General features: G+C 43.7%; 10 protein-coding genes and 1 tRNA gene. 6 read left to right on the top strand and 5 right to left on the bottom strand.

Annotated elements, in window-relative coordinates; genetic code table 11:
- Positions 1–186: 186 nt before the first annotated feature.
- Positions 187–585: an START-like domain-containing protein gene (locus tag JCM12259_RS01095; protein ID WP_025065098.1), complete on the bottom strand. Its 399-nt coding sequence runs from the start codon at positions 583–585 to the stop codon at positions 187–189.
- A 139-nt stretch (positions 586–724) separates the two neighbouring features.
- On the opposite strand from JCM12259_RS01095, the gene JCM12259_RS01090 reads away from it, so the two are divergent.
- A tRNA-Met gene (locus tag JCM12259_RS01090) sits at positions 725–798 on the top strand.
- A 158-nt stretch (positions 799–956) separates the two neighbouring features.
- Complete coding sequence (locus JCM12259_RS01085; RefSeq protein ID WP_025065097.1) at positions 957–1283, top strand: cupin domain-containing protein; 327 nt, start codon at positions 957–959, stop codon at positions 1281–1283.
- A 93-nt stretch (positions 1284–1376) separates the two neighbouring features.
- Here JCM12259_RS01085 and JCM12259_RS01080 read toward each other — a convergent pair whose 3' ends face one another.
- From JCM12259_RS01080 to JCM12259_RS01065, 4 genes are all read right to left on the bottom strand, one after another.
- Complete coding sequence (locus JCM12259_RS01080) at positions 1377–1793, bottom strand: Fur family transcriptional regulator (RefSeq protein WP_025065096.1); 417 nt, start codon at positions 1791–1793, stop codon at positions 1377–1379.
- Between the two features lie 620 nt (positions 1794–2413).
- Positions 2414–4207, bottom strand: a complete 1794-nt coding sequence (locus JCM12259_RS01075; RefSeq protein ID WP_025065095.1) for a MutS-related protein — start codon at positions 4205–4207, stop codon at positions 2414–2416.
- Positions 4191–4400 carry a hypothetical protein gene (locus JCM12259_RS01070; protein WP_025065094.1) on the bottom strand — a complete coding sequence of 70 codons (210 nt, stop codon included), beginning with the start codon at positions 4398–4400 and terminating at the stop codon, positions 4191–4193. The genes JCM12259_RS01075 and JCM12259_RS01070 overlap by 17 nt, the downstream gene beginning before the upstream one ends.
- Before the next feature lie 34 nt (positions 4401–4434).
- Positions 4435–6579, bottom strand: coding sequence for a C10 family peptidase (locus JCM12259_RS01065; RefSeq protein ID WP_234396499.1), 2145 nt, complete (start codon positions 6577–6579; stop codon positions 4435–4437).
- Positions 6580–7381: 802 nt separating this feature from the next.
- Between JCM12259_RS01065 and JCM12259_RS01060 the strand changes: the two genes are divergently transcribed.
- The 4 genes from JCM12259_RS01060 to JCM12259_RS13075 all read left to right on the top strand — a co-directional run bounded on the left by JCM12259_RS01060 (position 7382) and on the right by JCM12259_RS13075 (position 11659).
- Positions 7382–8671 (top strand): O-acetylhomoserine aminocarboxypropyltransferase/cysteine synthase family protein, encoded by a 1290-nt coding sequence (locus tag JCM12259_RS01060; RefSeq protein WP_025065092.1) that lies wholly within the window; start codon positions 7382–7384, stop codon positions 8669–8671.
- Positions 8672–9098: 427 nt separating this feature from the next.
- The gene (locus JCM12259_RS01055) at positions 9099–9326 is read left to right on the top strand and encodes a hypothetical protein (RefSeq protein ID WP_025065091.1); all 228 of its coding nucleotides are present in this window, start codon (positions 9099–9101) and stop codon (positions 9324–9326) included.
- 27 nt (positions 9327–9353) lie between these two features.
- Positions 9354–11081 (top strand): fimbrillin family protein, encoded by a 1728-nt coding sequence (locus tag JCM12259_RS01050; protein WP_025065090.1) that lies wholly within the window; start codon positions 9354–9356, stop codon positions 11079–11081.
- Between the two features lie 170 nt (positions 11082–11251).
- Complete coding sequence (locus JCM12259_RS13075) at positions 11252–11659, top strand: HU family DNA-binding protein (RefSeq protein ID WP_036888344.1); 408 nt, start codon at positions 11252–11254, stop codon at positions 11657–11659.
- Positions 11660–11715 lie beyond the last annotated feature (56 nt).

The raw sequence follows: 11715 nt of genomic DNA, 5'->3' as shown, positions 1-11715 counted from the left end.
TCATGATAATCAGCATCTTGTAAATTTCTCATATTTCGCGTATTTCCATTCGATGACAATTTCGTTGGAAAATATCGAAGTATTGGCGGGGTTATTTGACCAAATATTTTGACAAATGGTTGCGTGCTTCCGGGTTGACAACTTAATATTTTTCGGACATACTTCAGCGTCTTATCGCTTTCTTTTTTATAATCCGCAAGTGCGGTGCAAACGCTCTAAGTTATCTTCCCAAAGTCCTTCGAGGAAGTCCACTTCATCCGTTTCAGCATGATCTGTGATGATGAGAATATGGTCGTTGGTTAGTTCTCCACGCTCTATTCGCAGCTCAACGAATGTGTTTCCATCGTCTTCGTTGTCCCAATGAAATTTGAAATGGCTGTTTCTGACGGCCTCGCCGATAGTGGCAGACTTTGTTTCGTGATGGCTCCACGACTTCCCCCAGGTGAAGAATAATTTGTTTTCGTCTTGGCTTACTTCGTCGGCCAACCATTTAGAAAGTCCTTCCGGCGTACTGATAATATTCCAAATAATCGGTAAAGAACTTGATTTCAACTCTCTTTCAATGCGTATTGTTTGCTTATTCATATTCGGTTTGGGTAGATACAACATCGTATATCAGTTGCAAAAATAGCCGTTTTTTCGAAGATCACAGCAAAAAACTACTGATTTTTTTTGCTATTCAAAAACTTTGTTTTACCTTTGCACCCGCTAATAAGCCGCTAATGGCGGGATAGCTCAGCTGGTTAGAGCGTCGGATTCATAATCCGGAGGTCGTGGGTTCGGGTCCCACCCCCGCTACAAACAGTAAGAAAGACTTGCAAGGAAATGTTGCAAGTCTTTTTCTTTTTATATTTTTGTGCACGAATATGATAGTTGGTGGTTGAAAGAATAAATTGGTATGGAGTTTGCTCGTGATGCAAATAGAAATATGATTCACTAATTAAAATATGATGACAATGGACAACAAAATTGCGAAAAAGACTGTTTTGGTACCTAATCAGTTGATTGATTATGCCGAAGATGGTATTGTGAGCAAAGAATTTATACACTCGAATGCTGGGAGTGTGACATTGTTTGCCTTTGACAAAGGACAGCGATTGAGCGAGCACACGGCGCCTTATGATGCGGTTTTGAATATCATCGATGGCGTGGCGGAGATTATGATTGAGGATGAACTCTATCATCCGAAGGCAGGCGAAATGATCATTATCCCTGCGGGTGCACGTCATGCTGTGAATGCCAACGAGCGTTTCAAGATGTCGATAACGATGATTCGAGGATGAGTTGATTGAAAATCAATGTGCCAATAGTTGATAAGTCGATAAGTGATTGGGGTTAAACGGACTCGAATGCTTATCGACTTACTGTTTAAAGGCTTATTTGTTGCATTCTGGGCACAAGCCTTTGACGATATAATTGATGGTTGTCATCTGGTAGCCTTCGGGTAATTTGATGGTGGGAATAGGTGTATTCTCCATGCAAAATGTACGGTGGCAGCGCTCGCAATAGAAATGAACGTGTACGTCTTCGTCCTCTCCTGAACTGTGACTACGGCATAATTCAAACCGCGCTCCATCGCTTCCGTCTTCGATTGTATGCACAAGGTGATGCTCTTTAAATAATGTCAACGCACGGAAAATATTTGATTTGTCGATTGTAAGAATATTTTCTTCGAGTTCGCTTATCGACATCGGGCGATCGGCCAATGCCAAAGCGCGTGCAATAACGATCCTGTTGGCTGTTGGCTTAATGTCATGTTCAACCAGCAGTTGTGCATATTGTTCGTTGTTCATGCGTCTATTCTTTTTCTTTTTGATGTCAACTGCAAATGTAATCGTTTTCTTCCAATTGTGCAAATAACGGTTAGGTGCATTGCGTTTAATCATTGATGAGAATGCGATTTACATCTAATGGGAGTTCGAATTTGCTCAGATGGTCAGATCGCGAGTGAATAGATAGGCTGATTAATGGGGCAGAATGTTTTCAACTCCATGTTGAATAGAAAGGTAGGTCATGGCGAAGTATTTCGCCCGTGTTGATTAATCGAATGTAGATCAAAGGTGAAACTGCTTATGAAACGAAGTCATTCATTATTGAATTGATTGGGGGGTGCTTTTCAATTAAGCATAAAAAAATGGGCCCCGCTGGGCCCGACCTTGTTAACCTTAAATCTAATACTATGAAAAACACGTTGCAAATATAGGTAAGTTTTGTAATAACTCCAACTCTAAATGTTATAAACGAATGTCTTTTATGTTTTATTTGCTGTTTTGGATGAGGGTTTAACATATTTACATAGAATGTTAACGGTATTTCAAAAGAGCCAGATCCGTTTTGTTATAGATCTGTAAAGTGTCACTGCAAGAATAATTCTTTTTGTTTATGAAACAAAGTAAAGAAGCTAAAACCAGATTTAATTGATGAGGTTTATTGCGTTTATCCGTTGCAGCATTTGTTTTAACAAGAACGTGGCATTCTGATTACGGGCTACGCCAGGAGTGATTTTGTAGGTGTAAGTGACAGCAGTTCCGAGTTCGATTTCAAAACAATAGTTGTGGAAACGAGTAGGAAATGCTTCGCTCATTTTAGATAATTCGAGGTCGTGCGTGGCAATAATGCCGCTCACGGGCAGTTGGGTTATGGCTTGAAGGAACAGACGCGAACCGTTGAGTTTATCCAATGAGTTGGTACCTTTCAGTATTTCGTCGAGAATAATCAATGTGCGCGGTTGCCGTTGACAATAGTCGATGAGCTGTTGGAGCCGTAACAATTCGGCATTGAAATATGAAATGCCGTGCGTGAGATCATCGGTGGTCCGCATACTACTGAATAATGCGAAATGCGAAACGCGTATTTGATCGGCAAAAACGGGCATCCCGTTCAGCGCCAACACATAATTCACGCCGATAGAACGCAAGAATGTACTTTTACCAGCCATGTTTGCGCCCGTGATTAGATAATAATTTCCATCGCGAATGACGAAATCATTACGCACAGCTTGCGGTCCGAGGAATGGATGATATAGCCCTTTTGCTTCGTAAACAACCTCATCCGAATCAATGATTTCAGCATGTCCCGCCTCGGGATGATTATATCGGAACGTGGCCATTGACACCCAAGTGTCGATCAGACTCACGCTGTTGATCCAGCTGTTGATCCTATCAAGGTAGGCCGTTTGCCATTTCAAGAATCCTCGGATGAGGAAAAAATCGCTCAGAAAGAATGCGTCTGCAAGAAACAAGCCCAGTATATTGCCCCGTCGATCAAGTCCATTGAGCACGCGATTGAGTTGTTCGAACGACAGAATTGCTTCTGAAAGAGATTCGAAATGGGCTGCTGCGCTTGGCGGGATGTTCTTTTTGTCGGCACAATGGTGTATTACGTCAATATATTTTTTCAATTGTTTATGCAGTGTGTTGACGTTTTTAGAGATGCGCCCGAGTGCCTGCTTGGTGAGCAAAAACACTCCGAAGAATTGCAACAACCCCCACCAAATCGGGATATTGACAGTCACCAGCCCCGCCACAGACAGTAAAATGGAGACGAAAAGGCCTGTGATCAGAGCATAAGCGATGATCAATAGCAGCATGGAATCAGCTCCTGAAACAACCTTTACAGCATTTGCAGCAGTTAGTACGCGCTTGATCTCGTTTGAATTAATATGCATTCGCGTTCCAAAAGACATCCACTTAGCGCACCAAAGATGGTCTTTTGCAAGCTCATTAATGGTTTCCGATCGATTGATTGGATGTAAAAGTGACAGACATTGGGCCAAATGGTCGCTACCACCTGTGGTTATCGTGCGATTGAGACGATTGAAAAGCGAATCGCGCCCGAAGATATCGAGATCGAAAGTGAAAGGATGATGCGGGTCGATATAGCGTTCGCCGGCATCAAAACAGCTGAAATCACCGTTTGCACCGGCTATCTCATTCATATAGACTGTGCGCAAGTCTTCCAGTTGTTGTCTTTTTTCGCCTGTGCGAACATCCATTTTCCGAATCACGATATATGCTGCTAATGATAATGCCGACAAGACTAATGTCCATGCGGCATCGGTCAATATCGTATCTAAAACGATGAAACCGATCATCGCTAAAAATGAAATGATTTCGCCGATGATGAAAAATCGATCGCGATGTTGCAGTAAACCGATCTCGCTAGTGAGTTTCTTGATTTGGTTGTTATAATCAGATTGTCTTGACATATTTACTTGAAAGATTAGTTAATGGCCTGTCATGCTCAATGCGTTTGGTTATGCCCGACGAGACAATCAATCTGTCTACGTTTCCGTTTAATGTCTTTCCGCCGTTCAAATAGATATTATTCGCAAGGCGATTGACGGCTTTTCGCAAGGCAATCAGCGGCAAATTGACGAGCAAGTGGTTAAAGTGCTGCATTTCTTAGAGATAGAGTGGCAGGACGAGAACTGTTTTATTGTTTCAAGAAACGTCGCGTGTGGGTGCGTCCGTTGTCTGTAATCTGCACGACATATACGCCTTGTGCAAGGCCAGCGAGTGAGAGCGTGATCTCGCTTTGGCCAACGATAGGGGTGCTGTTAAGCAATCTGCCGTTCAGATCGAATAGTTTGACCTGTTGCAATCCACTGCCGCGTATGGTCAGTATTGGGCCGTTGTTGATAACGTCAACGTGCGTTGTTGTCGCATGATTTATGCCGGTGGGCAGCAATGAGATATCAAAGAAAGTGTCGTCTTTATCATACACCTTGCTCACAACATAACGTTCGGCTGCGGGATTATCGATTCCGATGTCGTTTTCTTCAATTAATTCCAGTTTGATCCGGTATTTTCCCTCTGTGAATGAAGTGGGAATATTGATGGTGAAAGGCAATAGAGTGGTGTCGAATCCTGTGAATGCAGTCTTCTGTTGCTGTCGGATTTCCAATGAAACATGGTCGTTGGTGTCCAGCAATTGCAATTTAGCGTAGCAAGTGCGCTCTAATCCACCTTTGTTTCTGATGGAGAAATATGCCACTTCTTCGCTTCCTGGTTTGAAATGTGTTGTCGACGGTTGTTCGGAGAACTGAAATCCAGCCGTGATGAAGTCCTCTTCTGCCACGCGAACTGTATGATTGCGGATTTCAACTATCATGCGAGGAGCCAACTTCATATGTATCCATTCGCCCCAACTGCCATCGTTTTTCTTAGGCACACAGATTGGGAGGAGTTGATAGTAACCGTCTGAGAGATTGGAAAGATCTACTTTTATCTTCTGCGGAACATTGATAAGATAATCGCGTTTCATGATACCGTCGTCGTATTTTGCATACATTCGCTGCGTAAATCCACCCGTAGCGTAGTCGTCAGAAGGGCAGGGCGTGAGCAGTTTTCCCTCCATATCAAAGATGCCGACACCTATATCGCCTTTGAATCCTTTGCCTTTGTTGATGAAATAAGTCATTTCCACGGCCGGCATATCTGCCACATTAAAAGTTTTTGCACTGCCTTTCGGCAAGGTAAGACTACCTTCCAAGTTGAACTTTAACTTAGGACTGTCGGCCAATAAAGAGGGATCTATCGCTTTGATGTCTGTTTTATTGGGGTGCGCCAAAATAGCAATCAAGCCCACTCTAAATGATAACGGGCGTCCGCCAAACTCTCCTCCGCTCTGTGCAACATCAGTTGCTGTAAGCGAAAAATAGCCATTGCTCTGTCCGCCCCAGCCGAAGTTCATGTGGAACAAACCTCTCTCGTCTTGTCCGTCAGTCACCCATGCATGTCCGTTGGAGCCTAAGCTATAATAGCCCGAGAGGTAAACGGGGAAACCGTTGAGCAGCTCTTGCCGCACAATTTCAGTAAAATCTGCCGTACCTTCATCACTCCTTGTAACAAAGGCAGTGGTATAATCGAAGTTGTTTTGAAAGGCACGCTCAGCCTCTTGATCGTAAGTGCCGCTCGCATAGGCCGTATATTGCATTTTGGTAGCTATGCCGATGTCGCTCATCAACAGTGCAACGGCTTCTTTCTCAATGTCGGTGGACGGGTGATGATAGTCGTAAATGTCTTTCATGTGTGCCCAGTCATAGTGGGATTTGCTGAAATCTGCATGCTTCATTTGATTGTCAGACACCACAGTATAGGTGCTTTTGCCTTTTCCCTGGGTTGGCCATTGGTGATAATACATCATTTGTGCCATTGCCGTTGCTACACATCCCGTGTATGTGTAGCCCGTGTTCTTATTGTAAGGGTATGTCTGATTCCATTTACACGATAGCAGTGGAGCCACGATTTTATAAGCACGTGATGTCCGGGTAACAGCCTTGGATGCGGCAGGAAACTGTTGCAAGTGTGCGAAACACTTTCGATAGGCTTGCAACAACAACTTCACACCGGGATTGGCAACTGTGGTGTCCAGCGCACCTGTATCGCTGTAAGCGAGCACTTCACCCATGGCGTCGTCGCCCGAAACCACCACAAAGCCTTTGCCTCGTGCGTCGTTGAAGACATAGAAAGGTTTGATCGCCGGCTGTCTGTTGTTTCGTGTCTGTGGGACAACGGTTGAACGACGATCGGGTGTGATGTATTTCCGAGCGATGTTGAGTGCTTGTCGCGCTGTCACTTGTTTGGCAGAAACCGACAGAAAGGTTGAAAACGCAAGTGTCAGCAACACTGATGCAAGTCGAAATGAGGTATAAAAAGAATGGGAATGATGGTTGAATCTATGTTTGTTTGGGTTGTTCTTTGAGCTCATTATCCTGTCGTTTGTTTTTATTTCGTTCTTATTCTCATTGGCGGTTATAAAACTTCACCAGCTTGGTTTAGTATGACAGTGGTCGCTGTAACCGTGGTGGCAGAAATAAGGCATATCTTTCAGATCGACAAATACTTGTCAATGAAACTGCGGTTGGGTGACTCGTGGACATAAAAAAAAGGGGCTCCGCTGAGTCCCAACCTTATTAACCTTAAATCTAATACCATGAAAAACACGATGCAAAGATATGGCTTTTCGCAATACCATGCAAGTGTTTTGATCAAAAATATTCGTCTTTCGTATGTTTCTTGATTCAAATCAAGAGTTTTTTGGCTGATCTGTTATCAATTTGTTGATATGTCTTGATTTTACGGGGAGTTATCAAGGGGGATGTGTTTAACCGTTAATCGCACGCCAACTAACGGTTAAACGCACGACGATTAACGCTTAGTTGCACGGCGATTAACGGTTGGTTGAATAAGGCGTAAGATGTCAGTTGTGCATGCTTTGTGTGTTGTTGGTGAGCGATCTGCTTCGGGAGAAAGAGGGGAAAGAGGTGAGAAATAATGTTCATAGCGTTGCAATAAACAGCTTTTTTAATGATTTTATTGTCCAATTGAAGTTTTTTCTTTTAATTTGTACCCGCATTCAACCACTAAACAGGAATGAGATGAAAAAGAATTTACGTAGATCCACCTTGTGTGTGCAGGCCGGTTGGGAACCGAAAAACGGTGAACCGAGAGTGTTGCCCATCGTCCAGAGCACCACTTTCAAGTATGACGACAGCGAAGAGATGGCTATGCTCTTCGATCTTAAAAAAGAAGGATATTTCTATTCGAGGCTGCAAAATCCCACAAACGATGCTGTGGCGCGGAAAATTGCAGCCTTGGAAGGGGGCGTCGGAGCCGTGTTGACGTCCAGCGGACAGGCTGCTAACTTCTACGCTGTGTTTAATATCTGCGAGGCGGGCGATCATATCGTGGTCTCGAATGAAATCTATGGTGGCACGTATAATCTCTTCGGCGTGACTTTGAAGAAGTTGGGCATTACGTGTACGTTCGTTAATCCCGAAGCCGACGAGACTGAAATCCAACGTGCTTTTCAGCCGAATACCAAGCTGCTTTTCGGAGAAACCATTTCGAATCCGGGTTGTCGCGTGCTTGATATCGAGAAATTTGCTCGTATCGCGCATCGCAATGGCGTGCCGTTGATCATCGACAACACGTTTGCCACGCCCATCAACTGTTGTCCTTTTGAATGGGGATGCGATATTGTGACGCATTCCACCACTAAATATATGGATGGACACGCCACGCAAGTGGGTGGGGTCGTTGTGGATAGCGGCCATTTCGATTGGCAAGCCAACGCCGAACGATTCCCCGGATTGTGCACGCCCGACGCTTCTTATCATGGTATCACCTACACCGAAGCGTTTGGGAAGATGGGATATATCACCAAAATCGTGGCTCAACTGATGCGCGATCTCGGTTCGATTCCTGCTCCGCAAAACGCATTCCTGCTCAATCTGGGATTGGAAACACTGCATTTGCGTATGCCGCAGCATTGCAGAAATGCGCAACGTGTGGCTGAGTTTTTGCATGATGATCCGCGTGTGGCGTGGGTACATTATAGTGGATTGAAAGATGATTCTTGCTATTCATTGGCACAGAAATATTTGCCCGACGGATCGTGTGGCGTTATTGCTTTCGGCTTGAAAGGCGATCGCGACACAGCCATCAAGTTTATGGATTCGTTGGAAATGATCAACATCGTGACACACGTGGCCGATGCGCGCACTTGCGTGTTGCATCCCGCCAGTCATACGCATCGCCAACTGACCGACAAACAGTTGCAAGATGCCGGTATTGCACCAGATCTGATCCGCCTTTCTGTGGGAATTGAGGATGCCGAAGATATTCTGGACGACATCCGTCAAGCGCTAGATCAAATCCGTAAATAATGCGCAGCCTTTAAGAGTCTTGGCAGATTCTTGAAGGCTTCACATTCAATTTGTCGATAATTTATTTGCTCTTTTAAGAAACTTTACTTACCTTTGCCGCCGTTAATTGATAATTGACAATTGAGAATGACAGCAAGAGCAAATATAAACAATCACAAAAGCATGCAAAAGAACACCAATTCTCTTGCATCTTTTAACGCTTTATATTTGGTCAGCTCGGAAAAAGTCTTAACACACACACACACACACACATTACACCTGGCGTGACACCATTTTAAGTCTTCGCCTACGCGCGCGCGTAAGAGAACGGCTAAACTCCTATAAACAAAGGGCTCACGAGAGTTCCCTTTGTTCCTCTTTTCATGCCCTTTTGCCAATCGGGAAAGGGGAAAATAATGACGATTTATTCATTCAAAACATAGAGAATATGAAACAAAAACAATTAGAGAGAATGGGCTACGTGAAGCCCGAGTGTGAAATGATTCAAGCAGAGGCAGAGCAATTTATCTGTACATCTGTTCGCCTGAATTCGGGAGCCTCTTCCACAGAGAGTGGTTGGAGTACAGAAACAGAACACGAAGGAGGTTCTATTTATTTTGGTGATGAATCTTCTGCGGCCCCTGCAAAAGGAGCGTGGTTATATGAAGAAGATTAATATTTTGAAACAAAAAAAGAGACAACAATGAAGACAACAATTTTATCTACAACTCTGAGTGCAATTATGCTATTATTTGCAACAGCGTGCACTAATGAACACAACGAGGATAGCGATTTAACTCCTGAAAACAAACAAGTACAATTTAAATTGAACTTTACCGATTATGGTGAAGATCAAGAGTTTGAAGGGACTCGTGCTTCTTTCTCTAAGAATGAAGTGAAAAAACAAATGGTAGATCTCGGAAATGGAATTCTCGCAGAAGTAACAGTACAGCGAGATACAACGAAGACCACCGAGACGGCATCTGCTGCAACTCGGGCAATGGAGAACGGTCATTATACCATTCTTGCTTACCAAGGCGGCACATGTAAGGGCGAAATAAAAGGGCAAGTTTATTATGGTACATTTACTCCTGATCCTGGGACAAAAGACAGATTTAGGCTACCTCACGGAATTTATACTTTCGTTTGTTTCAATGACAAAGTCACTCGTAGCGGCGATCAGTTGACTATAACTCGCGACAATGCAGAGAAAGCAATGATTGGGATCACCAAGAATTATAATATCAATACCGATACACCGATGGAGGTTTCTTTCACGATGAAGCATGTTGGTGCCCGTATGCGAATCAAATTAACCGCATATATGAATATTTCTACAGCAACAAAGGCATCTATTGCAGATGCTGCGGGGGATGTTCCTACGATTGCTACGTATGACTTAACAACAGATTCTTATACGTATAGTAATGGTTCTACGAGTACAGGCAATTACACTTTTAACACCTCCGGAGGGCAATCTGTTGGAACATATTATCCATTGGCTAATAAGACAAGTCTGGGGTATCAATATTTCCTCCCCACAACTGATGGCGCAAAATTAAAACTGACTTTTACAGATGGTTCGATTTACGGACGGAATATGGCTGGGGCAAGTCTCATTTTAAATCCCTCCCCGTCATTGAATATGGTGCAGAATGGTTCATACTTAGTCAATGTGAAACTCTTATATCACTTTCTCTATTTATTCAGTGATGGTACAACTGGATTGATAACAGAATCAACCTATGGTGGCGGTACAAAAATTCCTGTTGGTGTTGTTCTAAGCCAAAGTAAGCGCATGGCCATTGCCTTAAAGAATGCGAACAACGATGATGATTGCGAATGGTGTTATAGCACGAATTGGAGTCTGGCAGAACAAAAAAGTGTCAGTCGGACCAATAACTTCGCTGCATTGTGCAACATGGAGAACGGATATGAAGAGACTTGGAATGCAAGTGCGAGCACAGACGGTGTGACAGTAAAAGGTGACACGCCTGATTTTCAAGCTTTCTATGCTGCTGGTCATTATGATCCGGGAACACCCGTGAGTGGTTCTTTGGTTGGTAAAAAATGGTACTTACCTGCTATGGGTGAATGGAAGTATGTTTATTCTGCGTTAGGACTTATCAATCGCCCAACAATCACAAGTGATTATCAAGCCACGGAACAATGGCCTTCAGGCTCATTAGTCAATGCCGCCTTTAATCTAGTTGGTGGCACAGATTTGCATGGATATAACAGTGGCATTGGGGGAACTAATGCTCCTGCTCCTAACATGTGGTATTGGTCCAGCTCTGAATATAGCTATTATTCTGATCAAGCAGGCTATATTTGGATGGGATGGAGTGCTATAACATTTCATTATAATAACCGTGGAGGTAAGCGTGGTAGTCCTAATAGAGGATGGGTACGCCCATTTATTCGCTATTGATGAATCGAGAAAAGGTTAGTATCCCGCAGAAAAAACGTAATTACGTGTTGCGTGAAACGTAATTACGTTTTTGAAAAATGTAATTACGTTTTTCTGCGAGATAGTATCTTTTTTATAGACAGATAATTTGAGAACAATAATTGATCATTAACTTTTAGAATTTAAGTAGTATGGACATTTCTTTAAATGAAAAAACAATGGGCGTTGGGCCACTGAAAGGACAGAAAGTGTTTGTAGCCAGTCTGGTTTGCCAGAAGGAGCATATCCCGTTTGACCGTCTCTGCGCGTTGATGGCCGAGGATTCGACGGTGGGCGAGGCCGATGTGGCTGCCGTGTTTTACAAGGCTCGCAAAGTGTTGAACTTCCTTTGTGCGCAAGGCTACATCGTCGATGCTGGTCCGTTGGGTACCTTCCGTCCGTCGATTCAGTCGAAGGTTGTGAAGAAAGCAGAGGACTTTAAAGTCTCTGAGCATATCAAGCGTGCGCAGATGCGTTTCGTCCCAACGAGGGATTTCCGCGACTTGAAAGGCGTGGAATATCACAAAGTGCCGAAACAGGAGCGGAAGAAAAAGCCATAGAAGGATGAAGGGTGAAGAGATGATGATTCTTTTCACCCTTTCACTTTTTCACCTCC

Source organism: Hoylesella enoeca JCM 12259, from assembly GCF_000613405.1.
Classification (GTDB): Bacteria; Bacteroidota; Bacteroidia; order Bacteroidales; family Bacteroidaceae; genus Prevotella; species Prevotella enoeca.
This window is presented reverse-complemented; position numbering and strand designations above follow the sequence as displayed.

Excerpts from the sequence above, each read along its gene's own strand:
- JCM12259_RS01095 (WP_025065098.1), bottom strand. The coding sequence starts at position 585 with ATGAATAAGCAAACAATACGCATTGAAAGAGAGTTGAAATCAAGTTCT.
- JCM12259_RS13075 (WP_036888344.1), top strand. The coding sequence starts at position 11,252 with ATGGACATTTCTTTAAATGAAAAAACAATGGGCGTTGGGCCACTGAAA.
- JCM12259_RS01055 (WP_025065091.1), top strand. The coding sequence starts at position 9,099 with ATGAAACAAAAACAATTAGAGAGAATGGGCTACGTGAAGCCCGAGTGT.
- JCM12259_RS01060 (WP_025065092.1), top strand. The coding sequence starts at position 7,382 with ATGAAAAAGAATTTACGTAGATCCACCTTGTGTGTGCAGGCCGGTTGG.
- JCM12259_RS01080 (WP_025065096.1), bottom strand. The coding sequence starts at position 1,793 with ATGAACAACGAACAATATGCACAACTGCTGGTTGAACATGACATTAAG.
- JCM12259_RS01070 (WP_025065094.1), bottom strand. The coding sequence starts at position 4,400 with ATGCAGCACTTTAACCACTTGCTCGTCAATTTGCCGCTGATTGCCTTG.
- JCM12259_RS01075 (WP_025065095.1), bottom strand. The coding sequence starts at position 4,207 with ATGTCAAGACAATCTGATTATAACAACCAAATCAAGAAACTCACTAGC.
- JCM12259_RS01050 (WP_025065090.1), top strand. The coding sequence starts at position 9,354 with ATGAAGACAACAATTTTATCTACAACTCTGAGTGCAATTATGCTATTA.
- JCM12259_RS01085 (WP_025065097.1), top strand. The coding sequence starts at position 957 with ATGGACAACAAAATTGCGAAAAAGACTGTTTTGGTACCTAATCAGTTG.